The following is a 25,258-nucleotide window of genomic DNA, read 5'->3' as shown; positions in this document are numbered from 1 at the left end:
ACTTACTTATTAACCAGTTTGCACTTTGATTGGGAAAGCGGCAAAGTGGCTTCGGCTGCTGGAATCGTAGCGCGCACATTGTAGTAATCCCAAGGGCTCTTAGAGTCCGCTGGTTTTTTCACCTCAAGCAAATACATATCGTGCTCAAACTTGCCATCAGCACGAATCTTGCCTTTAAAGAGTCCATCGTCGATATTGGTTGACTTGAGCGCCTTCATTACAGCCTGAGTATCGTCAGTGCCAGCCTTTTGAACGGCATTTAAGTAAGCAAGAACAGAGGAATAAACGCCTGCCTGAACCATGGTTGGCATACGCTTATGTTGCAAGATAAAGCGCTTTGAAAATGCGCGAGTCTTGTCATCCTTGTCCCAATAAAAACCCTCTGTAAGATACATTCCTTGCGCTGCTGGGAGACCCAAAGAGTGCACATCAGAAATAAACATTAACAATGGCACAACCGTTTGCTTTTTGTTAATTCCAAACTCTGAAGCTTGCTTAACGGTGTTAATGGTGTCCTGTCCAGCATTAGCCAAAGCAACCACATCAGCTCCGCTAGCCTGCGCTTTCAGAAGGTAAGAAGAGAAATCACTGTTGGGGAATGGGTGCTTGCTAGTGCCTAAAACCTTACCGCCATTGGCCGTTACAACCGCAGTAGCATCTTTCTCAAGCGCTGCGCCAAAAGCATAGTCGGCAGTAATGAAATACCAATTCTTTTTGCCTTGCTTCACTACCGCCTTGCCAGTGCCATTGGAAAGAGCATAGGTGTCATAAGCCCAATGTACGTTATTGGCCGTACATTTCTCATTGGTAATTGTTAGTGAACCAGCACCAGAAACCAGAGTAATTTTGTTCTTTTGTTCTGCAACTTCCATCACAGCCAATGCAACGTTGGTCGACACCAACTCAACAATCACGTCTACACCGTCTTTGTCGTACCACTCGCGCGCCTTGTTTGCCGCAATATCTGCTTTGTTTTGATGGTCGGCACTCACAAGCTCAATCTTTTTGCCAATAACAGTGCCGTCTTTAGAAAAATCGGCAATTGCCATCTTGGCAGCAATCACCGCGCCTGGACCAGCCAAGTCAGAATAAGTTGAAGAAAGGTCGGTCAACACACCAATCTTTACAACATCGCCACTGACTTTAGAGCCACTTTGTGCAAAAACTGGATTTGAACCGAACATGGTTGCCGCAACCAGACAAGCGGTTATTTGCTTTAACTTCATTTCTATCTCCTATAGAAAACCACTAAACACCAAGGTACTCATTTAATAGCGCCGCCTTTTCAGCAAGCTCATTTTGATTTACTACCTCAACTACCTTCCCGTGCTCAACCACATAATGGCGATCAGCCAAAGGTGCAGCAAAGCGAAAATTTTGTTCAACCAAGACAATCGTGAAGCCCTTATTGCGCAAGCTGGTCACCACCTCTCCTAGCTTTTGCACGATTACTGGCGCCAAGCCCTCGGTGATCTCGTCCAATAAAAGCAGTTTGGCGCCCGTTCTAAGAATGCGAGCCATTGCCAGCATCTGCTGCTCGCCGCCAGATAGACGAGTGCCAGGACTATTGCGTCTTTCGTAAAGGTTGGGAAACATCTCATAGATCTCATCCAAGCCCATGCCACCAGGCGCGATCTCCGGCAATAGCAATAGATTTTCTTCGGCGCTAAGGCTAGCAAAAATACCGCGCTCTTCAGGGCAAAACCCAACGCCAAGGCGCGCTATCCTATAAGTAGGCATTGAAATGGTTTCGGCCCCATACACTTGGACCGATCCGGTTCGCTTACTTGTTAATCCTAAAATTGTTTTTAAGATGGTGCTTCGACCCGCACCATTTCTACCTAGCAAGGTCACTACCTCGCCATCGCGTACAGCAAAATTAACGCCGTGCAATATATGGGATTCGCCATACCAAGACTCTAAATTCTTGACCTCGAGTGCCATGGTCATAATGCGTCTCCTCCATGGCTACCCATGTAGGCCTCAACTACTAAAGGATTATTTGACACCTCATGATAGGAGCCCTCAGCTAAAACGGAGCCGCGCTGCAAAACGGTGATGCGATCCGCAATTGCAGAAACCACCTTCATATTATGTTCAACCATTAAGATGGTTCGGCCCTTAGCAACACGATCAATTAATTCAGTAACGCGCTCTACATCTTCATGTCCCATGCCTTGTGTAGGCTCATCCAAGAGCATTAGCTCGGGCTCCATCGCCAAGGTGGTAGCAATTTCCAGGGCTCGCTTACGTCCATAGGCCAAATTCAGGGTTTCCTCATTGGCGAAACCCTCCAAACCCACCTCATTTAATAACTCATGGGCTCGCTCATTCAGAACATTTAGAGAATTTCCGGATCTCCAAAAATGGAACTCCGTACCCAAACCTCGCTGCAGTGCAACACGCACATTCTCTAAAACCGTAAGGTGCGGAAAGACGGCTGAAATCTGGAATGAGCGAATAATGCCGCGACGGGCAATCTGTGCTGGCGCCTCTTTGGTGATGTCAAAACCATTAAATAAAATCTGGCCGCTGCTGGGCTCTAAAAATTTGGTTAGTAAGTTGAAACAGGTTGTCTTGCCTGCACCATTGGGGCCAATTAATGCATGAATGGTGCCCCTAGCCACATCCAGGTTCACATCAGTAACCGCAGAAAATCCTTTAAAAGATTTCCCAAGTCCAATTGTTTTTAATATTGTTTCTTGCAATCTGACGCCCTCTAACCCCAAACTGAGGCAAGACTTTGAGAATAACCCAAGAAGGTTTCACCTTGTATAGCGATAACCCTAAAGTGGTTTACTTGTTTTGATTTATTTTCGAAAAAGTCTGAATTGCGGTCCGGGCCAACTCGTCCAAAACATCCATGGGAATTCTTTGGGCGCCCTGAACAATCATGAGGGCATAAGGCTTTGCTAAAGCGGATGCTTCGGGACACAAACTCAACTCCTCACCCTCTGCTGGTGATTGGCTACGCCAGTAGTTAATTGCCGCCTCAAGCTCTTGGATGCTGACATACAACATAGGGGACAAGAGGCTTACTTTTCTTTAACTGCAAGCATTGTGCCGCGACATTTTTTTGCGCCACAACGACACTCGTAGTCTTTTTTCATGCTCTTGGTAACGCGGCCCTCAACATCTAAGGAGTAGTCGTAAAACAGCTCTTCCCCAACCTTAAGAGAGCGCTTTGCATAAATAAATACGCGTGGTTTGCCGTTGTAGTTATCTTCGCGCGTTTCGCAACTGGGTTTGCAAGAATGATTAATCCAGCGGGCTGCGTTCCCGCCATACTTGGCATCAATTACGCGACCATCATCTAATGAAAAATAAAAGGTATGGTTTGGGTCTTTAGGATCATGTGGATGACGCTTTTCAGCGAGCTTCCAACTAATACGCTCACCCTTGTACTCAATAATTGCTTGGCCTTTTTTAATTGGCTTTGCTGCAAATACGCCCTTGCCATGAATGGGTGAAGACTTAACAACTATGGCGGAGCGGTCCACCTTCGGGGGAGACAATTTTTTGGATTTCATTATTTAAACGTCTAGGTTGCGTGCAATAAGGGCATTCTTTTCAATAAAGGCACGGCGAGGCTCAACCTCATCGCCCATGAGCGTGGTGAACACCTGGTCAGCAGCAATTGCGTCTTCAATCTTTACCTGCAACAAGGTACGGGAGTTGGCATCCATGGTGGTTTCCCAAAGCTGAGATGGATTCATCTCACCCAAACCTTTGTAGCGCTGACGACTGAGAACACGCTCTGCTTCAGATAACAACCAAGAGAAGGCTGCCCTAAAGTCATTAATAGTTTGTTCTTTAGGGTTCTTATCGGGATCACCACGGCGTACTTTTGAGCCCGGCAAAACCTTGCCCGACAAAACAGCGGCCGCATTTGCCAGGCTTTGATAATCATCCCCGTGCACAAAATCTGAGTTGATTGAAGACAGCTTCAGATTTCCATGAATTCTACGAGACAACAACAACCTAAACCGCTCTGTGCGATCTTCTTTTTGCACAATAATCTCTGGCGGTAAAGCCAAAGGATTTAAAGAGTCTGCTAGAGCTTGTCTTAAACGGTCAGCGGACTCGTTTGCAGACTTTTCTGTATCGAGATTCAGTTGTGTGCCAGAGGCAATGGCTCGCAATGCGTCTTCGTCTATGGTGCGCGATAAGCGATCCACAATTGACTGTATAACTTGGTAGTGCTTAGCCAGCTCATTGAGTGCCACACCCTCAATAATCTCGCCTGATGGTGTTTGTAGTGATGCTGTTTCGAGAGCAATTTTTAGTAACAACTGATTTAACTCAGCATCATCCTTAATGTATTGCTCGCTCTTGCCGAACTTCACCTTATAAAGCGGTGGTTGCGCAATGTAAATGTGCCCACGCTCAATCAACTCTGGCATCTGCCTATAGAAGAAGGTTAATAAAAGCGTGCGAATGTGGCTGCCGTCTACGTCCGCGTCGGTCATGATGATGATGCGGTGATAGCGAAGCTTGTCAGCCTTATATTCTTCGATGCCAATGCCAGTTCCGAGAACGGTAATTAATGTAACCACCTCTTGGCTTGCCAACATCTTGTCAAAGCGCGCCTTCTCAACGTTGAGAATTTTTCCTTTTAAGGGAAGGATTGCCTGGAAGCGACGATCACGGCCCTGCTTTGCAGAACCGCCTGCGGAGTCGCCCTCAACAATAAACAATTCTGATTTGGCTGGATCTTTCTCTTGGCAATCGGCCAACTTTCCAGGAAGGCCTAGACCATCTAATGCGCCCTTACGGCGTGTCATATCACGCGCTTTGCGTGCAGCCTCGCGAGCGCGCGCTGCGTCAACAATCTTTCCACACAAAATCTTGGCGTCTGCTGGGCGCTCTTGCAAATATGCGCTCAGAGCTTCAGCAACAATCTCCTCTACTGGGCCGCGAACTTCGCTGGAGACCAACTTGTCTTTTGTTTGGCTTGAAAATTTTGGCTCAGGAACTTTGACCGATAAAACACAAGCTAAGCCTTCGCGCATGTCATCGCCAGAGATCTCAACCTTCGCTTTTTTGGCAACCTCATTCTCATCAATATATTTATTGATAACCCGAGTCATTGCTGCGCGCAAGCCTGTTAAATGAGTGCCGCCATCTCTTTGGGGAATGTTGTTGGTGAAACAAAGCACTTGCTCACTAAAGCTGTCATTCCACTGCATTGAAACTTCTGCAGTAATTTGCCCACCCAAATCAGACGGACGGACGCCTTCTGCATAAAAAATATTGGGATGCAAAACATTTTTGGTTTGATTGATGTACTCAACAAATCCTTTAACTCCACCGGAGAATGCAAAGTCTTCTTCTTGGCCTGTACGCTGGTCTATCAACTTAATGTGTACGCCATTATTTAAGAAAGAAAGTTCGCGAATCCGCTTCACCAGAATTTCATAATGAAACTCTACATTTCCAAAAATATCCTCATCAGCCAAAAAGTGAACCTCAGTTCCAGAGAGCTCTGTATCGCCAGTAACAGTGATTGGTGAGGTAGCAACACCGTTTTCCTCTTGAATGTTGCGGTTTTTAATTACGCCGCGCTCAAACTCCATGTAGTGCGTCTTACCATCACGGCGAATAGTTAATTTCAGCCACTTTGATAGTGCGTTTACACAACTAACGCCTACGCCATGCAAACCACCGGAGACTTTGTAACTATTTTGATCAAACTTACCTCCGGCATGTAGCTCAGTCATGACAATTTCAGCTGCGCTGCGTTTCGGCTCATGCTTATCGTCGTATTTAATGCCGGTCGGTACTCCGCGACCGTTATCAACAATCGAGATGGAGTTGTCTGTCTGAATAACTACGGTAATTTCAGAACAATACCCAGCTAAAGCTTCATCAATGGAGTTATCCAAGACCTCAAAAACCAAATGATGTAAACCCGTTCCATCGGAAGTGTCTCCAATGTACATGCCTGGGCGTTTACGAACAGCTTCGAGACCCTCTAATATTTGAATCGATGCAGCGCCGTACTGCTCTACTACCTTTTTTTCTTCTGTCATTTTTTTCTAAGTTAAATACGCATTGGCATCACAACATACTTGAAGCTCTCTGAGCCAGGCAGAGTAATCACAGCACTACTATTTGCATCACCCAAACTAATTTGAATTTTGTCATTCTTTAGGTTTGATAAAACATCCAACAAATAACTCACATTAAAACCAATTTCAACAGCATCACCGCTGTACTCGGTTTCGATTTCTTCTTGAGCTTCTTCTTGCTCAGCATTAGTAGATTGAACTGTGATGCGATTAGGTGATAAAGAGAAGCGAACGCCTTTGAATTTGTCGGTGGTCAAAATAGCTGCGCGTTGTAGTGCTGCTTGCAACACGTCACGTCCAACAACCAATGTATTTTTATGTCCTTTTGGAATTACACGCTGGAAGTCTGGAAATTTACCTTCGACCAATTTGGAAATTAATTCAATATCACCAAATGCAAACTTCACTTGATTTGCAGTTAAGCTAATTTCAAGAGGTTCATCAGAATCCTCCAATAAATGCTGGCACTCTAGGATTGTTTTGCGAGGAATAATAATTTCTTGTCTTTGTCCGGAACCAGATGGCGCCTCAGTTAATTCAACTTGAGAAAACGCCAAACGATGGCCGTCCGTTGCAACAGCAACAACCTCTTTTCCTTCAACAACCAAAAGCATCCCATTTAAGTAATAGCGAATGTCTTGCTGGGCCATGGAGAAGTGCACTTGACTGACCAATTGACGAAAACTCTTTTGAGACATTTTCCAGGCAGCGGTAACCTCACCCACGCTTTGCATTACTGGAAACTCTGTTGCAGATAAGGTTTGCAGTGAGAACCGGCTTTTTCCACTCTGAACAACCATGCGGTTGTCTTTTAGGTTTAAAGAAACTGGACCCTCAGGAAGAGCGCGCAAGATATCAAGTAGCTTTCTAGCAGCAACGGTGGTTGTTACGTCTTCCGTTCCAACACCGAAATTTGCATTGGTTGTGATTTGAATTTCAATATCCGTTGAAATGAAAGACACTTTTTCACCCACCTTCTTAAATAAGAGGTTTGCCAAAATTGGCAGGGTGTGTCTACGCTCAACAATTCCACTAACAACCTGAAGGGGTTTTAGTAAGTTATCGCGTGAAGTGTTAACGAGTTGCATTGCTTTTAAATCCTTTGTATATATCTTAGTAGTAATAGTAATAAGGCTTCTAAATTCCGTGGATAACTCAAAAACACTTTATAAATCAACACATTGGAAGACAAAAAACCTGTGGAAAACTACTGTATAAATCTTGCATAAAACGGGGATAACTTTTTTTCAATACCCTATTTTTGCATGAAGCTGAACCTTTCCACAATTTATCCACACACAATCCCCAAACTTATCCTTAGGGTTGTCCACAAACTTATCCACAGGCAAAAATCATGCCTTCAAGGTTTGCTCAATCACATGGATTTCATGGTTTAGTTGACTATCGTGGGAACGCTCATCTGCTATTTTGCGAACCGCGTGCAAAACAGTTGTATGGTCTCTGCCACCAAATAACTCACCAATCTCCGGAAGGCTCTTTTGGGTTAATTCCTTTGCCATAAACATGGCAATTTGTCTTGGTCTTGCAATATTGGCTGGGCGCTTTTTGGAGTACATGTCGGCCACCTTGATGCTGTAAAAATCCGCAACCGCTTTTTGGATATTTTCAACCGAAATCTGACGATTTTGGATGGATAGCAGGTCTTTTAGGGCGGTCCTAGCAACCTCAATAGTTACCTCACGGCCATGGAAACGAACAAAAGCCAAAATCTTTCTCAGTGCCCCCTCCAGCTCTCGGACGTTAGAGCGCAAGTGCTTGGCCACGAAAAAAGCCACATCCTCACTCATTGGGATGCCCTCGCTAATTGCTTTTTTCATCAAAATGGCGACCCGCATCTCTAGCTCGGGCGGCTCAATAGCGACTGTTAAACCAGAATCAAAGCGAGATATCAGGCGATCATCAATCCCCGCCATCTCTTTTGGGTAGGTGTCGCTAGTAATGATGACCTGGGACTTATTGCTTAGTAGGGCCTCAAACGCATAGAAAAACTCTTCTTGGGTCCTTGATTTGCCACTAAAAAACTGAATATCGTCAATCAGTAATAGATCAAGGGAGTGGTAATAGCGCTTGAAGCGATCAAAAGCTTTTTGTTGGTAGGCTCGAACCACATCAGATACATACTGCTCTGCGTGGATGTAGCGAATTCTGGCGTTGGGTTTTTCTTTGAGTAGATGGTTACCAATAGCATGAATTAGGTGGGTTTTGCCCAAACCAACCCCGCCGTAAAGGAACATGGGGTTGTAGGAGCTGCCGGGGTTATGGGCCACCTGGATCGATGCTGCCCTGGCCAATTGGTTTGCTTTGCCGGTAACAAAGGTTTCAAAGGTTAAGTTGGGGTTGAGTTTCGAGTGATCCTCGATCTCAAAAGCGTCGCCCTCGGCGGAAACTAAGAGATTTGGTTCAACAAGCTCACTGGCTTCTCCTGGGGGGCTAACTGGCTCAGCCGGGAGCGTGGTTGATGGCGCACCCACCTCAACGTCGAGCACAAAATTGACATTAATGGGCAGACCAAAATATTGGGAAGCGAGCTCTTGAAAACGATCTGAGAAAGTTTTTTTAATCCAATCTAGCTTAAATCTGTTGGGGGCGCCAACAGTTAGTGAGTGATCACTCTCATCGAAAGATACAAGGGTTAATGGCTGTATCCAGGTTTTAAACTGTTGGGGCGACAGCTCGCGGGAAAGGGTGCCAATGGCACCATCCCAAAAACCCAAGGGGCTAATTGAATTCAAGGCGGGAGGATTTTGTAGGTTGCTCATATTTTTAGAGGATCCATTGTAGCGACGCTGCAAAGTTATCCACAAGTCAGAAAATCGTGGAAAACCTGTGGATAACTTGTGTATAAAAGTAAAAAACGCTTTTAAATTACTGGTTTAGATAAAAACCACACAAAAATAGAGAAAAATACCTATATATTCCTCGGGATAGATTGACCTTTTGCCCGGCAACAAGGAAAATAATCGGTTTTCCCCAGGATCTATCATGAAAAGAACTTACCAACCATCAGTAACACGTCGTAAGCGCACCCACGGCTTTCGTATTCGCATGAAAACCAAGAGTGGACGTGCTGTATTAAATGCTCGTCGTGCAAAAGGCCGCAAACGTTTGGCTGTTTAATTTAGTCATTGAACAGCGCAAGGATTTCTGAGTTATTAAAAACACGCCCTAAGACAAGTTTGTATTGGGGTATGTATGTTGCGCCCATTCAAGCGGATGGCAGACCTGAGCTCGGTGTTGCGGTGGCCAAAAAATTAGCAAAAAGAGCTGTTGATCGAAATCGTCTTAAGCGCATGATTCGAGAGCTGGTTCGGGCTGCACAGGCCAGCGCACTCAATAAGGACGTCGTTGTAAAGCTTAAAAAGCCCATTGGGCGGGAAACCCGCGGCAGGCTTAGAAAAAAAGAAAAAGAACTTTTGCGCTCTCAAATGTCTGGGTTAATTTAAAGTGCGCACCTTGAATAAGGCGGCAATTAAGCTAGTCAAAATGTATCAACTTGCTCTTAGCCCTTATGTGGGTATGCATTGCAAGTATGTGCCGAGCTGCTCGCAATATGCTTGCGACTGCTTTAATCATTACGGATTTCTTAAAAGCATCCGCCTCATGTTGTGGCGCATTTTGCGTTGCAACCCGTTGTCACGAGGCGGTTATGATCCTGCTGTAAAACAAACATCTCAATAACTTAAGTAAACACACATGGACTTTAAAAAAACAATTCTTTGGGCAGTATTCTCGATGTCGGGTCTCATGCTCTACAACAATTGGCAGGTCCATGAAGGTAAGCCATCCTTTTTTGGGGGTGCACCAGCAAGCGTACCAGCCGCAACAGATAAAGCAGTTGTTGGCAATAAGGTCGATGTCCCTGCACAAATTTCAGGTGCGCCTGCGGTCGCCCCTACTCCTGCAGTAAGCGCGCCAGCTATCGAGAGCTCTGAAAAGTTTGTATTGCAAAACGATGTATTGGTGTTAGAAGTTAGCGCCAATGGTGGCAATGTGATTGATGCCAAATTGTTGAAACATCTCACAGCCGAAAAGAAGCCTGTTGAATTGTTTCAGTACACAGCCAATCATAAATATTTCGCGCGTTCGGGCTTAATCGCCTTAAACAATAATGATCTTCCAAACCACACCAGTACTTTTAAATTAGTTCAGTCCGGTAAGGATGGCGCAGGCAGACCGTTTCTCACTCTAATGAGTGAGCGCAACGGAGTAAAGCTTGAGAAAACATTTATTCTCAACCCTGGTAGCTATGTCGTTGATGTTGGCCATCGCGTGACGCAGTCCAGCGCCAACAATGCTCCATTAGTGCTGTACACAGAAATCGTTCGCGATCCTAGCCAAGAGCAAAAAATTGGACCATTTGGTGGCGCTTTCTCTGCTAGTACTTTTACTGGCCCGGCTGCTTATACCGATAAAGAAAAATTCAATAAGCTGGAATTTACGGCAATTGATAAAAATAAAATTACTATTCCAACAGAGGCTCCAGCAGGAACCCCAGCGTGGATTGCGATGGTGCAACATTACTTCGCCAGCGCATGGATTCCAGGCGATAAGTTTGCACGCGATATTTACGCAGGAAAAATTGATAACGGCCTCTATCGCATTGGTATGCAAACACCACTTGGTGTTGTAGCTCAAGGTTCTACTATCGTAGAAAAAGCCCAATTGTTTGTTGGCCCACAAGAAGAAAGTGTTTTAGAAAAGATTGCCCCAGGCTTCGAATTGCTCAAAGACTATGGCTACCTAACCATTCTGGCAAAACCAATTTTTTGGTTGTTAGAAAAAATACATGCTTATGTTGGTAATTGGGGTTGGTCAATCATTCTGCTAACAGTTTTAATTAAGTTGGCATTTTTCCCGCTCTCCGCTGCAAGTTATAAATCGATGGCCCGCATGAAAGAAGTGCAGCCTCGCTTAGCGGCCATGAAGGAGCAATACAAGGGCGAGCCACAAAAACTCAATCAAGCCATGATGGAGATGTATCGCAAAGAGAAGATCAATCCTCTGGGTGGTTGTTTGCCTGTGGTGATTCAGATTCCTGTGTTTATTTCTTTGTATTGGGTATTGCTATCTTCAGTAGAGATGCGCGGCGCACCTTGGATTTTGTGGATTCAAGATCTGTCGATCCCAGACCCTTATTACATCTTGCCTGTGATCATGGCGGTGTCGATGTTTGTACAAACCAAACTGAACCCAACCCCGCCAGATCCTATTCAGGCAAAGGTCATGATGTACATGCCTATCGTGTTTTCGATCATGTTCTTCTTCTTCCCGGCCGGCTTGGTTTTGTATTGGGTTACCAATAACCTTCTATCGATTGCGCAGCAGTGGCAAATCAACCAAATGTTTGGAAAAAAAGAAGCCAAGTAGTTTGTTGATGGCATAAGTATTGAATGGAAGACATACTGCAATGATGACCAGAAAGCTGCCCATCATTGCAGTAGCCACCGCTCCGGGCAGGGCCGGTGTGGGCATTGTTCGTATTAGCGGGCAAAACCTACAAAACATTGCAAATGCACTTTTTCAGAAGCCACTCTCTCCGCGTCAAGCAACATTGCTTGCTCTGCGTGATGCAGGCGGACAAACCATTGATCAACTGATTGCGATTTATTTTGTCGCCCCAGCATCATTTACCGGTGAGGATGTTTTAGAACTTCAATGCCATGGCGGTCCCCAGCTCCTTGAGTTGGTGATGAAGCGCTGCCTCGAATTGGGAAAAAACGAGGGCTTGGTGATTGCGGAGCCCGGTGAATTTACTCTGCGTGCATATCTCAACAACAAGATTGATTTGGCACAGGCCGAGGCCATTGCCGATTTGATCGATGCGCAAAGTGAAGCTGCTGTTCGAGGGGCTGCTCGCTCCCTGCAGGGCGCATTCTCCGAAGACATTAATGATTTGATAGAAGAAATTACTCAACTACGCATCTTGGTCGAGTCAACCTTAGACTTTCCTGAGGAGGAGATTGAGTTTTTAGAAAATGCGCAAGCACGCGACCGACTCTTGGCGGTAAAAACAAAACTCCAATCTTTGCGTGATGGCGCTAAGCAAGGAAAAATTTTGCGCGATGGTATTCAGCTTGTATTGGCTGGAGCGCCGAATGTGGGAAAGAGTTCTTTACTCAATAGGCTAGCGGGTGAAGAGGTGGCTATCGTAACGCCGGTTGCGGGTACCACCCGTGATCGCGTTAAAGAAAGTATCAGCATTGAGGGCGTCCCGATGCACGTCATTGATACCGCTGGCTTACGTGAAACCGCGGATGTAGTTGAGGCGATGGGGATTGAAAGATCTTGGGATTCCATTCGCATGGCTGATCTGGTAATTTTCTTAACCGACCCCAACTCTGGTGAAGACGGCCTAAAGCAGCGTATTCTTGAGCAGATTCCCTCAAAATGCCCAGTTTTAGAGGTCATTAACAAGACAGATCTGATTGCGCCCAATCGCGCTGATCCGCCAAATGGCGCGATTTTGATTTCTGCCAAGACTGGTGAGGGTATTGAGGTTCTGAAACAAAAAGTGCTAGAAATCGTGGGTTGGAACGGCCCCCAAGAAGGCGCCATTGTGGCCCGCAGAAGGCATTTAGATTGCTTGGAGAGAGCCTCTGAGCATATTGCGCAATCAGAACAATTCGCGGCAAATGGCAACAATTCGCTTGAATTATTCGCAGAAGAGCTATTTTTAGCTCAAAATCACCTAGGGCAAATCACTGGAAAGCTCCTTCCGGACGATCTTTTGGGGAAAATCTTTAGCCAATTTTGTATTGGCAAATAGAGGGTTTTCTCTGTGCTGGGTCTACACACCAAATATGACCAAAATGTTAAAATCACTGGATCATAAAAATTAAATCTTCCTAGGAAAACCATATGACCACAGCCACCAGCGGCCAAGTAAACGTTAATGCGCCTGCTTATGTAAAAAACGAGCGCCTAGTAGATTGGGTTGCTGAAGTTGCTGCCCTTACCAAGCCAGATGCCATTCATTGGTGCGATGGCTCCCAAGCTGAATACGACGAACTTTGCGAATTGTTGGTAAAGGCGGGTGTATTTAAGCGCCTAAACCCAGCTAAACGTAAAAACTCATTTTTAGCCCTTTCCGACCCAGAAGATGTGGCTCGTGTCGAAGACCGCACCTTTATTTGTTCAGCAAAAAAAGAAGATGCCGGCCCAACCAATAACTGGGTCGAGCCAGGCGAAATGCGCGCAACATTAAACCCGCTGTTTGATGGCTGCATGCGCGGTAGAACCATGTATGTAGTGCCATTCTCAATGGGCCCCATTGGCTCACCAATTGCTCATATCGGTGTTGAACTATCTGATAGCCCTTATGTTGCAATCAATATGCGCCTAATGACCCGCATGGGTAGGGCTGTGATAGACCAATTGGGTACAAATGGCGAGTTTGTGCCTTGTATTCATACGGTTGGCAAACCTTTGGCTGCTGGTGAAAAAGACGTGGCATGGCCGAATAATAAGAATAAATACATTGTGCACTTCCCAGAAACACGTGAGATTTGGTCGTTTGGATCTGGTTATGGTGGCAACGCATTGCTGGGTAAAAAATGTTTTGCTCTACGCATCGCCTCCAATATGGGCCGTGAGCAAGGCTGGCTAGCAGAACATATGTTGATTTTGGGCGTGACCTCACCTGAAGGCAAGAAGTATCACATTGCGGCCGCGTTCCCTTCTGCTTGCGGCAAGACCAACTTCTCCATGATGATTCCGCCCAAGGGATTTGATGGTTGGAAAGTCACCACCATTGGTGATGACATTGCATGGATCAAACCACGCAAAGATCCAGTCACTGGCAAGACCCGTTTATTTGCAATTAATCCAGAGTCCGGTTACTTTGGCGTTGCTCCTGGCACAAACCGTCAAACCAATCAGAACTGCATTGATTCTCTAAATCAAGACGTGATTTTCACCAACGTGGGCTTGACTGATGATGGTGATGTTTGGTGGGAGGGTTTGACAGAAACTCCACCTGCACATTTGATTGATTGGCAAGGCAAAGACTGGACGCCAGCTGATGGGGCTGCTGGTCGTAAGGCTGCCCACCCAAATTCTCGCTTTACGGTTGCTGCAACCAATAACCCGGCAGTTGATCCAAAGTGGGATGATCCAGAGGGCGTTCCAATTGATGCATTCTTATTTGGCGGTCGTCGCTCAAATACTGTTCCTTTGGTCAGCGAAGCGCGGGATTGGGTGGAGGGCGTTTATATGGCGGCCACTCTTGGGTCAGAAACTACTGCAGCGATCACCGGCCAAATCGGCGTTGTCAGACGTGACCCATTTGCAATGATCGCATTCGCTGGTTACAACATGAGTGATTACTTCCAACATTGGCTCAATATCGGCAAGAAGCTAGAGGCCGAAGGTGCTGTATTGCCGAAGATCTACTGCGTCAACTGGTTCCGCAAAGATGAAAATGGCAAGTTTGTTTGGCCAGGCTTTGGTGAAAATATGCGCGTCCTCTCTTGGATTTTGGAGCGCGCCGAAGGCAAAGCAAAAGGCAAGGAAACCCCGTTTGGCATTACTCCCGAATACAGCGATATGCATTGGGGCGGCCTTGATTACTCTACTGAGAAATTCGCTAAAGCAATCACTGTTGCAGTTGACGACTGGAAAAATGAGCTGAAATTGCATACAGAGTTGTTCGATCACCTAGGTGAGCGCTTGCCCAAAGAGTTGAAAGAGACTCGAGCAAAGATCGAACAGCGCTTAAATGCTTAATCTCTAAAGCACATAGTCACCATTTACGCTTTACCCAGACTAGATAAATGACCAAACCCCAACACCATGAAATCGTGGTGATTGGGGCGGGCATTTGTGGCGCAAGCATTGCAAGTGAATTGCTAGAGCGTGGCAAATCTGTCTGCGTTATTGATCTTGCGAACTCCCCAGCCACCGCTTGTTCAAGTCATGCCTATGCGATAGCGCATCCACATATTGGAAAAGGCTCTCCCCGTTTATTGCGCCTAACGCGCTTAGCGTTTTTATTGGCCGAGGCCAGGTGGGGCAAGGATTGGCGGGTACATGGTATTTTTCAGCCCACCAAAAAAGATAGAGAATTTAATCGCGCAGAAGTCTCTGCACATTTGGCCGCCCTTGACTTAAAAGACGATATCGCGATTGCACTTGACGTCGATGAAGCAGAGCAAATGTGCGGCATTAAACAAAGTGGAGTATGGATTTCTCGGGGAGCCTCGCTTAATTTATTGGAGGCAAGCAATGCCCTATTGCGTTCCCAAGAGCGCTTAATCTGCATTTGGAATACGCGTGTCGCAAGACTAGAGCAGATTGACGAAAAGTGGCAGTTGTTCAATGATGCCAATAAAACCATTCTTTCTGCCGACAAGGTGGTGGTAGCAAATGCAATGGGATGTAAGGGCCTAATGAATACCATTGGTATTCGTCTGCCGCTGAAACCCGTTCGAGGTCAACTCAGCATTTTTTCAATTACAGAAAGCAGTCCCTGGATTAGTAAATTGCCTCGAGTTGGGATATCAGGCGATGGCTATTGCCTACCCGCTGAGCGACTTGAAGACGGCAGTTATGCCTGGATGGTTGGCTCTAGTTTTGATGAAGGCGAGGATGACCTTATACCCAGAGGCGCTAGCGATGATTTTAATCGCGAGCAAGCTCAAGGCCTAGTTGATTATCTCGATGGTAATCCTCAGGATCTCAGTAAGGCCGGAGATTTTGTCGGTGTACGCTGCGTTGCCGGTGATCGCTTGCCGATGATTGGCACGCTTACTCAGCGCCCAGGAATTTTCTTGGCGACTGCTTTAGGATCCAGAGGAATCTTGTGGTCAGCCTTAGCAGCCAAGCTGATTACCGCTCAGCTACTAGAGGATGACTTTGCTTTACTGGCACGCTTGGGTTTTGCGGCTGACTTAGTGGCAGCGCTAGCGCCCGCCCGTTTCTTTGCGGGAGCCTTAGCTGCACCTGGAGCCTTAGCCTCAAACTCGAAACCAATTTTGCCATCTGCACCCAGGGCTAAATAGGCCTTAAATCCACGACCTGTTCTATTGGATTTGAAGTTGGTCAACAAGTCAGTCTTACCTTCTTTAAGTAATTTTTGAACCTGCTCGGCTGCAATTTCTTGTTGTAAAACCACTTTGCCTGTTTTGAAATCGCAGGTTTTACTTGGGCCGGTATTGTTCTCACAAACATAGCGCATGCCATCTTCATAGACTGCGCCAGAACATTTTGGGCAAACTCCTAAAGCTTGGCGACCGGTGAAATCTACGGCCTCAGTTTCTTCATCTTGAGTATTGCCAAAGTCAAACTCTAGTTTGAAACCTGCATTTGGATAGTCTGCATCATCCTCTGGGATTTCACTTAATTTGATAATGGCTGCAAATGGGCGCCCCATTTTGCTGCGGAATCCCTGCAAGGGTCCAATGGTTTTCTCGCGCAGCAATTCTTCTACCTCAGGATATTCAAAGGCACGTCCACCGGGAGTTTTACTGATAGTGAATCCACACTTCTCACAAGCAAAGCGGCGATAGTTTTCTTTAACGGGGCCCTTGCAATGAGGACAAGGCGTGCTCATGGTGGCGTAATCGCCTGGAATGGTGTCGCTGTCGTATTCTTTGGCGCGTTTCACAATGCGCTGAGTCATCTGCGCAATTTCTTGCATAAAGGTGTCGCGATTCATCTTGCCCTGCTCAATGAGCGAAAGCTTGTTTTCCCAGCTACCAGTCAAATCTGGGCGTGTTAATTCTTCAACATCGAGCCCGCGCAACAAAGTCATTAACTGAAACGCCTTAGCGGTTGGGATGAGTTCACGCGCTTCACGCACGATATATTTTTCAGCAAGCAAACCTTCGATGATCGCGGCTCGAGTGGCTGGTGTACCTAAACCCTTTTCTGCCATGGCTTCGCGCATCTCATCATCATCAACCCATTTGCCAGCGCTTTCCATTGCAGACAATAAGGTTGCTTCGGTGTAGCGCGCAGGAGGCTTGGTCTTTAAGGGGACAGCCGCTACGGAATCTGTTTGTACCGATTCACCCTCTTGAACGGGCACAAGCTCATCATCAGCCTGATTTGATTTGCCATACACAGTGAGCCAGCCTGGATTAACCAAGACACGACCTTCGGTTTTGAAGTGATGACCAGAGACTTCAGTAATGCGGGTGGTGACGCGGAACTCAGCTGCAGGGTAAAAGACTGCCAAGAAGCGACGAACTACTAGGTCGTACAACTTTGCTTCAGGCTCGCTTAAGTTCTTAGGCGTTTCTAGGGTTGGAATGATCGCAAAGTGATCAGAAATCTTTGAGTTATCAAAGATGCGTTTATTTGGCTTAATCCAACCATACCCCCCTTTTGCTTTGGGATCTTTGGGGTCGCCCTGCAAAATTTGTTTTGCAAATGCACGATAGTCTTGTGAGTTCTCTGCCAAGATTTCCATGGTTTGCTTGACGGTGTCCAGGTAGTCCTCTGGCAGTGCTTTTGCATCCGTACGGGGATAGGTTAAAACCTTGTGACGCTCATAAAGCGCCTGTGCAATACCAAGTGTATTTTTTGCAGAAAAACCAAAGCGCGCATTTGCCTCCCGCTGCAAACTGGTAAGGTCAAATAGCTGAGGGGCAAGCTGTGTTGCAGGTTTGGCCTCTTCGGTGACAGCCGCTTTTTTATCGCGGCAAGCAGCAACAATACTTTGTGCAGCAGCTTCGCTCCAAAGGCGATTCTCGCGTGCATCGGGTTCAGTAACATCTTTCTTGAATTTAGGATCAAACCAGCGGCCTTCATAAACGCCACCCGCCGCAATAAATTCAGCTTTGACTTCCCAGTAGTCTTTAGAAACGAACTTACGAATCAGCTCTTCGCGCTCAACTACGATCGAGAGTGTAGGTGTTTGAACGCGCCCAACGGTGGTTAAAAAGAAGCCCCCGCTCTTGCTATTAAAAGCAGTCATTGCGCGAGTACCGTTAATGCCCACCAGCCAGTCTGCTTCAGAGCGACAGCGCGCAGCGTCAGCCAACGGTTGCATGTCTTCATCGGAGCGCAAACTTGCGAAGCCATCACGTATCGCAGCCGGCGTCATAGACTGAAGCCACAAGCGCTGAATCGTCTGGGATGCTTTTGCATGCTGTGCGATCAAGCGGAAAATAAGCTCGCCTTCGCGTCCCGCGTCACACGCGTTAATTAGAGAATTGATGTCTTTACGCTTAATGAGTTTTTGTAAAACCTTAAGACGTGATTCAGTTTTAGCAATGGGGCGCAAATCAAAATAAGGCGGCACAACCGGCAAATTAGCAAATGACCATTTGCCTCGCTTTACGTCATACTCTTCGGGAGCTGCAATCTCTAAAAGGTGGCCAACAGCAGAGGAGATCACAAAGTTCTCGCTCTCAAAATAGTCCTCGTGTTTGGTAAAGCCGCCCAAGGCCTTGGCAATGTCATTTGCTACCGATGGTTTTTCGGCAATGATGAGTGCTTTCGGGTGATCCACGGAAGAGGTCTTGGAGCTGCTTTTGGTAGATGCTTTAGCCACGCGTTTGCCTAAATTTGAGCCTGAAATGATGTTTTTAATAGGAAAAAAGATGAGCAATTTAAACCAAATCAGGCTTTGGTCGATTGCTTACCCCTTTTTTATTATTAACCGATAAATTGGGAAAAGTCCAAAAAGCCTGTTTTTTCACCATAAAAGCTACTATTTATCAGGCAAAGATTAACCAAAACCGCCTCTATATATAGGGTTTTAGGACAATTCTCTTAAAAGATAAGCTCTTCCAGCACATCTTTTGGGGTTTTTATGAGCTTTGCCCCTTGCTGAATCAGCAGATTGCACCCAACCGAATGAGGGTCCCAAATAGATCCTGGGACGGCAAAAACCTCCCGTCCTAGCTCTGCTGCCAGGCGGGCAGTAATTAAGGAGCCAGAACGTTCTGCCGCCTCAATCACGATAACCCCAAGCGAGAGTGCAGCAATGATGCGGTTCCGCTTTGGAAAGTGGAGCGCTCTAGGCGGCGTTCCGGGCGGCAATTCTGAGAGCAAAAGGCCTTGCTTTGCGATGGATCTAGCCAAACGGAGATGTTCGCGGGGGTAAATGACGTCAACCCCCGTCCCACAGACGGCCATAGTGCAGTGATTGGGTCCCAGGCTAAGGGTTGCATGATGTGCCGCACCATCGATCCCTCTTGCAAGGCCTGAGATAACTAATAGCCCTGCATGGGAAAGCGCTTGGGCAAAATACCTCGCGTTGCCCAAGCCTTCCGGGCTGGCATTGCGAGATCCAACGACTGCAACCATGGGCATTTTGAGTAAATCAAGATCCCCATCAATATAGAGGTGTTGTGGCGGGTCACATAAATCAGTCAGGCGTGGCGGGTAGCATTTGTCCCCACGGTCAATTCGGAAACGAGAGTTTGGTGCCAGATTTGTGCGCATCACATGATTTTCAGCCTTGGTTCAATGGGTGCAATTGGGACAGACTGATTGCTCTGTTGGATAATTCCTATATGGCTTTGTTAAATGTCCTTTGTTATCCAGACCCACGCTTACATAAGGTTGCAAAACCCGTTGCGCAGGTAGATGCTCGCATCAAAAAAATTGTCGCTGATATGGCCGAGACAATGTATGAAGCCCCTGGCGTCGGCTTAGCTGCGACCCAAGTAGATATTCATGAGCGGATCGTGGTGATCGACGTGTCTGATAATCAAAATGAGTTAATGGTTTTTATTAACCCCGAAATTGTTTGGTCAAGTTCAGAGAAAAAATCTTGGCGTGAGGGCTGCCTGTCAGTGCCCGAGTATTACGATGAGGTTGAAAGGCCAGCTCAAGTTCGAGTTAAGGCTATAGGCATAGATGGCAAAGAGTTTGAACTTGAAGCGGATGGGCTATTGGCTGTGTGTATACAACACGAGTTAGATCACCTGCAAGGAAAAGTATTCGTCGAGTACTTATCGATTCTGAAGAGAAATCGAATTTCATTAAAGATGAAAAAGCGCGCAAAAGAATTAGTAGGTCAGCGCTAAGCGCCCAATGAAAATTGTCTTTGCTGGAACTCCCGAGTTTGCTGCACAAGCAATGCGTGCAATTCATGCTGCAGGTCATGAAATCGTCTTAGCCCTGACTCAGCCGGACCGCCGTGCTGGTAGGGGTATGCACCTGCAAGCTAGCCCGGTTAAAGAATTTGCACTAGAGCATGCTATTCCTGTGCTTCAGCCAGAAACACTAAAGCGCAACAGCGCTGATCCAGAAAAACAAGCGCAGGCACAAGCAGCATATCAAGAGCTATTAAAAATAGATTTTGACGCCATGGTTGTAGTTGCTTATGGCTTGATCTTGCCGCAGGAAATCTTAGATATTGCCCATGGCGTTGGCAGACATGGAAGCTTTAATATTCATGCATCTTTATTGCCCCGTTGGCGCGGTGCAGCGCCTATTCAGCGAGCAATTGAATCTGGCGATAGCAAAACGGGGGTGTGCATTATGCAAATGGATGCTGGGCTGGATACCGGCGATACCGTGCTCATAAATGCCCTAGAAATTTCTCCCGATGAAAACAGCAGCACCTTGCACGATCGTTTAGCCACATTGGGAGCAAGATCGATTGTTGCTGTGCTGAATCATTTGGAAGCCGGCGAAAATGTAATATGCACCCCTCAAGAAATTGAAGGAGTTACCTATGCCGAAAAAATACTCAAGAGTGAAGCAGAGATCGATTGGAGTTTGAGTGCTGTCGAAATTGATCGTCGTATCCGTGCCTTCAATCCCTTTCCTGGCGCTACTAGCCATGCCGGCGATACGACAATGAAATTTTGGAGCTCCCGCATTCCTAGGGCCTTTGATCTCACTAAGCCTGCGGTTCCAGGAGCTGTTTTGGGCTTTGGCGACGAAGGTGCCTACATTCAGTGTGGTGAAGGCGTTTTAGAGGTATTGGAAATGCAAAAACCAGGCGGCAAAAAAACCAGTGCAAAAACATGTTTGCAAACACTGCACAGCCCAGATGGCCAAATTTTCTTTTGCAGAAAAGTCTAAATAGTTTGGCTGATAACAAAACATCGCTACCTCTATCTGAAGCAATGACTATTGCTGCGCAGGCTATTGGCGAGGTAATGACTGGCCGATCGCTTACTGAGGTATTGGATGAGCTTGAGCCTCATGAGCGGCCCATAGTGCAGAGCCTTAGCTTTGATGCCTTGCGTAAATGGGTGCGCTCACACGAGTTGATTAAACAATTTATACCGAAGACGCCACCACCAGAGGTAGAGCATTTATTGAGCGTTGCGATTGCGCTGTTTTTAAACGAGAACACTGAAGGCAAAGGATATGCGGCCCACACCATTGTTGATCAAGCAGTGAGAGCTTGTGGTGAATACGATCAAACCATGTATGCCAAGGGCTTGGTGAATGCAGTCCTACGCAAGGTTGGCCTATTGGTGGAGCCGCCAGCAGGGGAAAGGCGTTACCCTCCCGATCCTATCCCCATGTTCGTTCCCCCTTGGTGGCGGGCTAATTTAAAGCGCAATTATTCGAAGTCTTGGCAATCGATTTTATTCACTCAGGCAAAACGTGCACCATTGATATTGCGCGTAAATAAAAGACAATATTCCCGAGAGCAATATCAGGCACTATTGAATGAGGCTGGAATCTCAGCAAGTCCAATTGATTCCGTTGCGGGAGTCAATTTGTCATCAGCGCTTCTGTTGCCAAACCCCGTACCTGTTTCAGAGTTGCCCGGTTTTTATAGTGGCGCAGTATCAGTTCAAGACGCTGGCGCCCAAATTGCAGCGGGTTTACTTAATCCAAAGTCAACGGACCGAGTGTTAGACGCCTGTGCTGCGCCTGGTGGAAAAACGGCGCATTTGCTTGAGCTAGCCGATTGTGAGATGGTGGCTCTAGAGCTCGATGGTGAGCGTCTTGGCAAAATTGGGGGCAATCTAGACCGCTTGCGCTTAAATTCTCCAAAAATAAAAGTAGTTCGAGGCGATGCCTCAAAAACGGCTTGGTGGGATGGGGCACTTTTCGACAAAATTTTGCTCGATGCGCCTTGTTCTGCTTCAGGCATTGTTGCAAGGCATCCAGACATTCCATTTTTAAGGCGCGAGGCAGATATTCGGGCTCTGCAGGAAAAGCAGCGCGGGATTTTGGAGCAGGCATGGAAAATGCTCAAACCCGAAGGTTTGCTGCTTTATGTCACTTGTTCGGTATTTCCGGAAGAGGGAGAGGCGCAGGCCAATTGGTTTGCTGCCGAGCACAGCAATGCTGTACGATTAAGCGCTCCAGGACAGATTCTGCCAACGAATATTAGCGATGGTTTCTTCTATGCTTTGTTTAAGAAAAATGGGCAATGAGCCAAAGAATTAAACAATTCATCTTTCTCTGCTTGATGGCGCTCAGTGTTTTTGCAGGCAGCGCTAGCGCAGAGGGAATCAAAATTAAATCTCTTGAGTTAGAGAGGGTTGAGAATGATTGGCTTTTGAATGCCGCTCTTCAGATTGAGCTTTCACCGGGACTAGAAGACGCAGTTAAAAAGGGTGTGGTCTTGTATTTTCAAACGGAGTTTGAGTTAACGCGCTCGCGCTGGTACTGGTTTGAAGAGAAGTCGGCCCTTGCTCAAAGACAGGCCCGCCTGTCTTATCAGCCTCTTACTCAGCAATACCGTATTTCATCCGAAGGTTTTACCTTTTCAGCAAAAACCATTGCTGAGGCCTTGCAAGCGGTTGGAATTATTGGTGGTTGGCGAGTAATAGATAACAATCAATTAGATACAAGCAAGTCTTATACGGCTGGCTTACGCATGACTCTTGACTTGAGCAAGCTGCCGAAGCCTTTCCAGGTAAACGCGTTGAATAATCGTGATTGGAATGTTTCCAGCGAATGGCTGCGTTTCCCCTTTTCGCCAACTGGCCCCAACATCGTTAAGCAATGAAGCTCCCGTTTACCTTAAAGCTTTTGCGCAAGAGGGCAACCTCAATTGCAATTGGGGTCATTGGTGTATTTGCTCTATTGCTTTTAGTGCTGTTATCGATCGCATCTTCTAATACAGAATTTTTTGATAACTACTACATTTGGCTCTATGCAGCCAATATGATCATTGGGGCTTGTCTCATCCTCGTCATTGTGATCCTGGCTGCAGTTATTGCAGTCCGCTGGTATCGGGGTCACTTTGGAACGCGCTTAATAGCAAAGCTGGCCATGATTTTTGCCTTAGTAGGCATCGTGCCGGGCTTAATTTTGTATGGCGTTTCTCTTCAGTTCGTCTCCAAGAGTATTGAAACTTGGTTTGACGTCAAGATTGAGTCAGCACTGAACTCTGGTCTCGAGTTAGGGCGTGTAACTTTACAGGTTGCCCAAGAAGAGATTTTGGCTGAAGGAAACTATATTGCTGAGCAAGTTGCACTAGTGCCAGCAGGTACTAGTGCTGAGCAAGTTGGTGCCATGGTGATGAAGATCCGCAATCAGTTTGGCATTCAAGAAGTCAGCCTCTTTAATATGCAGCGCAATTTAATTCTGACAAGTGAGCTCAAGCCAAAAAATTACTTTCCTGCCCCAGGTCCTGATGCAGTTGCTGAAGCATTTAAGAAGAAGGGTATTACCTTTGTTGATCAAATTGAACTGAAAGGTGGGCAGCGCGGTTACCGAGTGAGGGCAATTGTGCCGATCGTGCGCAAAAAATCCAATTCAAGCAAACTTGATTCCAATAAAGACCTAGAAGACCGATATTTTTTGCAATTGGTGCGCTTTATTCCAGCTCCATTGGCGAAGAATATTTTTGCGGTGGAGTCTGCTTATAGCGAGTACCAAGAGAAGTCTTTGGGGCGCACGGGTTTACGCAAAATGTTTGTGGGTACTTTAACGCTCACACTATTTTTTGCAGTGTTTGTTGCAATTACTTTAGCGCTGCTATTGGGCCGCCAGCTGGCGCGCCCACTTCTGATGTTGTTAAAAGGAACACAAGCAGTTGCCCAGGGTGATTTGTCACCTAAACCCGAGTTGGATACGGGGGATGAGCTAGGAATGCTCACGCGCCAATTCAACGTCATGACAAGACAGCTAGCTGATACCCGTAGCTCTTTGCAAGAATCAAAGGCGTTCTTGGAAAAAGTGCTGGGTAGTTTGACTGCAGGGGTTTGTATCTTTGATAAAAAATACAATGTGGTGTCGAGTAATGCTGGCGCCGACCGCATTTTTGGACAAGACCTGACTTATTTAGATGGTAAGCCCTTAAGTAGTTGTGCTGGCTTGATGGAGTTTGAGGAAGCCGTCAAAGAGGGCTTTGCAACAATGAAGTTAGCGGTTACAAGTGGAGAGACTCAGGACACTACACAAATCAGCCACCAAAAAGTCCCCGTTTGGCAAAAACAAATTCAGCTGCACACTACGAATGAATTTGAAAACGAGCTTGGGGTTACTTTATTCGTGAGGGGCACTGAGCTGACATCTGAGTTGCGGATGGTCGTATTTGATGACATTACCGATGTGGTGAGTGCACAGCGCTCAATAGCTTGGAGCGAAGTTGCTAGACGTTTGGCGCATGAGATTAAAAATCCGCTTACACCGATTCAGCTATCAGCTGAGCGGCTTCAGCATAAGTTGGCTGGTAAGTTAAGTCCTGAGCAGGAAGAAATGATGAACCGCAGCACCGAAACCATCATTGGTCAGGTGCAGGCCATGAAAGAAATGGTGAATGACTTTAGGGATTTTGCGAAAACACCAACCCCACAATTAAGGCCGGTTTCTATCAATGCGCTCACTACAGAAATTTTAGGTCTCTATGAGGGCAGCCCTCTGCGCACGCAGTTAGATGCGCATTGTCCTGACATCATGGGAGACCCAACTCAATTAAGACAGGTTATTCATAATCTTTTGCAAAATGCACAAGATGCCACGCTCGAGGGGTCCCATCCTGGAGAGCCAGTTGAGGTAAAAACCGAGTTGGTTCCTTATGGGGAGCACAATGGCATAGAGCAAAAAGCAGTGCGTTTAACAATAAGTGATTCTGGAGTTGGATTTACGGCTAAGATATTGGCAAGAGCATTTGAACCCTACGTCACAACGAAGACTAAAGGTACTGGATTAGGTTTGGCGGTTGTTAAAAAAATCATTGACGACCACTCTGCCAAAATTGAAATACGCAATCGTATGCGGGGAACAGAAGTGGTAGGTGCACAAGTGTCAATATTGTTTATGAATCTTGCAAAAGAGGCGGCCTAAGA

General features: G+C 46.5%; 21 protein-coding genes and 1 pseudogene. 12 read left to right on the top strand and 10 right to left on the bottom strand.

The window, feature by feature from the left end; all coding sequences use genetic code 11:
* Positions 1 to 2: 2 nt before the first annotated feature.
* The 8 genes from IEN92_RS03560 to dnaA form a co-directional block, all read right to left on the bottom strand.
* The gene (locus IEN92_RS03560) at positions 3 to 1,226 is read right to left on the bottom strand and encodes an ABC transporter substrate-binding protein (protein ID WP_215374587.1); all 1,224 of its coding nucleotides are present in this window, start codon (positions 1,224 to 1,226) and stop codon (positions 3 to 5) included.
* A gap of 22 nt (positions 1,227 to 1,248) precedes the next feature.
* Positions 1,249 to 1,953, bottom strand: coding sequence for an ABC transporter ATP-binding protein (locus tag IEN92_RS03555; RefSeq protein WP_215376684.1), 705 nt, complete (start codon positions 1,951 to 1,953; stop codon positions 1,249 to 1,251).
* Positions 1,947 to 2,708, bottom strand: a complete 762-nt coding sequence (locus tag IEN92_RS03550) for an ABC transporter ATP-binding protein (RefSeq protein WP_216160679.1) — start codon at positions 2,706 to 2,708, stop codon at positions 1,947 to 1,949. The genes IEN92_RS03555 and IEN92_RS03550 overlap by 7 nt, the downstream gene beginning before the upstream one ends.
* An 88-nt stretch (positions 2,709 to 2,796) precedes the next feature.
* Positions 2,797 to 3,021, bottom strand: coding sequence for a DUF3717 domain-containing protein (locus IEN92_RS03545; RefSeq protein ID WP_370623900.1), 225 nt, complete (start codon positions 3,019 to 3,021; stop codon positions 2,797 to 2,799).
* A 14-nt stretch (positions 3,022 to 3,035) separates the two neighbouring features.
* Positions 3,036 to 3,530, bottom strand: coding sequence for an SET domain-containing protein (locus tag IEN92_RS03540; RefSeq protein ID WP_215374579.1), 495 nt, complete (start codon positions 3,528 to 3,530; stop codon positions 3,036 to 3,038).
* Between the two features lie 3 nt (positions 3,531 to 3,533).
* Complete coding sequence (gene gyrB, locus IEN92_RS03535) at positions 3,534 to 6,032, bottom strand: DNA topoisomerase (ATP-hydrolyzing) subunit B (RefSeq protein WP_216160672.1); 2,499 nt, start codon at positions 6,030 to 6,032, stop codon at positions 3,534 to 3,536.
* An 11-nt stretch (positions 6,033 to 6,043) separates the two neighbouring features.
* Positions 6,044 to 7,159: a DNA polymerase III subunit beta gene (gene dnaN, locus IEN92_RS03530; RefSeq protein WP_216160669.1), complete on the bottom strand. Its 1,116-nt coding sequence runs from the start codon at positions 7,157 to 7,159 to the stop codon at positions 6,044 to 6,046.
* A 264-nt stretch (positions 7,160 to 7,423) separates the two neighbouring features.
* Complete coding sequence (dnaA, locus tag IEN92_RS03525) at positions 7,424 to 8,851, bottom strand: chromosomal replication initiator protein DnaA (RefSeq protein WP_255539753.1); 1,428 nt, start codon at positions 8,849 to 8,851, stop codon at positions 7,424 to 7,426.
* 223 nt (positions 8,852 to 9,074) lie between these two features.
* Between dnaA and rpmH the strand changes: the two genes are divergently transcribed.
* The 7 genes and pseudogenes from rpmH to mnmC form a co-directional block, all read left to right on the top strand.
* Entirely contained in the window at positions 9,075 to 9,209 is a 135-nt protein-coding gene (gene rpmH, locus IEN92_RS03520; RefSeq protein ID WP_011903922.1) for a 50S ribosomal protein L34, read from the top strand.
* An 8-nt stretch (positions 9,210 to 9,217) separates the two neighbouring features.
* The gene (rnpA, locus tag IEN92_RS03515) at positions 9,218 to 9,535 is read left to right on the top strand and encodes a ribonuclease P protein component (RefSeq protein ID WP_251366752.1); all 318 of its coding nucleotides are present in this window, start codon (positions 9,218 to 9,220) and stop codon (positions 9,533 to 9,535) included.
* Position 9,536: 1 nt separating this feature from the next.
* Positions 9,537 to 9,770 carry a membrane protein insertion efficiency factor YidD gene (gene yidD, locus IEN92_RS03510; RefSeq protein WP_215374570.1) on the top strand — a complete coding sequence of 78 codons (234 nt, stop codon included), beginning with the start codon at positions 9,537 to 9,539 and terminating at the stop codon, positions 9,768 to 9,770.
* Between the two features lie 15 nt (positions 9,771 to 9,785).
* Positions 9,786 to 11,459, top strand: coding sequence for a membrane protein insertase YidC (gene yidC, locus IEN92_RS03505; RefSeq protein ID WP_216160666.1), 1,674 nt, complete (start codon positions 9,786 to 9,788; stop codon positions 11,457 to 11,459).
* 43 nt (positions 11,460 to 11,502) lie between these two features.
* Positions 11,503 to 12,858, top strand: a complete 1,356-nt coding sequence (mnmE, locus tag IEN92_RS03500) for a tRNA uridine-5-carboxymethylaminomethyl(34) synthesis GTPase MnmE (RefSeq protein WP_216162147.1) — start codon at positions 11,503 to 11,505, stop codon at positions 12,856 to 12,858.
* A gap of 92 nt (positions 12,859 to 12,950) precedes the next feature.
* Positions 12,951 to 14,816, top strand: a complete 1,866-nt coding sequence (locus IEN92_RS03495) for a phosphoenolpyruvate carboxykinase (GTP) (RefSeq protein WP_215374566.1) — start codon at positions 12,951 to 12,953, stop codon at positions 14,814 to 14,816.
* Between the two features lie 47 nt (positions 14,817 to 14,863).
* A pseudogene (gene mnmC, locus IEN92_RS08910) lies at positions 14,864 to 15,865 on the top strand (FAD-dependent 5-carboxymethylaminomethyl-2-thiouridine(34) oxidoreductase MnmC); the annotation flags it as partial.
* Positions 15,866 to 15,924: 59 nt separating this feature from the next.
* Here the strand turns inward: mnmC and IEN92_RS03490 are convergent.
* Positions 15,925 to 18,588: a DNA topoisomerase III gene (locus IEN92_RS03490; protein ID WP_370623862.1), complete on the bottom strand. Its 2,664-nt coding sequence runs from the start codon at positions 18,586 to 18,588 to the stop codon at positions 15,925 to 15,927.
* A 221-nt stretch (positions 18,589 to 18,809) separates the two neighbouring features.
* Positions 18,810 to 19,484, bottom strand: coding sequence for a DNA-processing protein DprA (gene dprA, locus IEN92_RS03485; RefSeq protein WP_216160663.1), 675 nt, complete (start codon positions 19,482 to 19,484; stop codon positions 18,810 to 18,812).
* A 71-nt stretch (positions 19,485 to 19,555) separates the two neighbouring features.
* Here dprA and def point away from each other — a divergent pair, with 71 nt between their 5' ends.
* The 5 genes from def to IEN92_RS03460 are packed head-to-tail and all read left to right on the top strand — an operon-like array spanning position 19,556 to position 25,256.
* A complete protein-coding gene (gene def / locus IEN92_RS03480) occupies positions 19,556 to 20,071 on the top strand; it encodes a peptide deformylase (protein ID WP_216160660.1) in 516 nt (171 codons plus the stop codon).
* Positions 20,072 to 20,078: 7 nt separating this feature from the next.
* A complete protein-coding gene (fmt, locus tag IEN92_RS03475; RefSeq protein ID WP_216160657.1) occupies positions 20,079 to 21,077 on the top strand; it encodes a methionyl-tRNA formyltransferase in 999 nt (332 codons plus the stop codon).
* Positions 21,062 to 22,393 carry a 16S rRNA (cytosine(967)-C(5))-methyltransferase RsmB gene (gene rsmB / locus IEN92_RS03470; RefSeq protein WP_255539751.1) on the top strand — a complete coding sequence of 444 codons (1,332 nt, stop codon included), beginning with the start codon at positions 21,062 to 21,064 and terminating at the stop codon, positions 22,391 to 22,393. Before fmt ends, rsmB begins: the two co-directional genes overlap by 16 nt.
* Entirely contained in the window at positions 22,390 to 22,971 is a 582-nt protein-coding gene (locus IEN92_RS03465; RefSeq protein WP_216160654.1) for a DUF4390 domain-containing protein, read from the top strand. Before rsmB ends, IEN92_RS03465 begins: the two co-directional genes overlap by 4 nt.
* A complete protein-coding gene (locus tag IEN92_RS03460) occupies positions 22,968 to 25,256 on the top strand; it encodes an ATP-binding protein (RefSeq protein WP_216160651.1) in 2,289 nt (762 codons plus the stop codon). Before IEN92_RS03465 ends, IEN92_RS03460 begins: the two co-directional genes overlap by 4 nt.
* Positions 25,257 to 25,258 lie beyond the last annotated feature (2 nt).

This window comes from Polynucleobacter sp. MWH-Creno-3A4, from assembly GCF_018881885.1.
Taxonomy (GTDB): domain Bacteria; phylum Pseudomonadota; class Gammaproteobacteria; order Burkholderiales; family Burkholderiaceae; genus Polynucleobacter.
The sequence above is the reverse complement of the archived record's forward strand: the minus strand, read 5'-3'. Positions and strand labels throughout refer to the sequence as shown.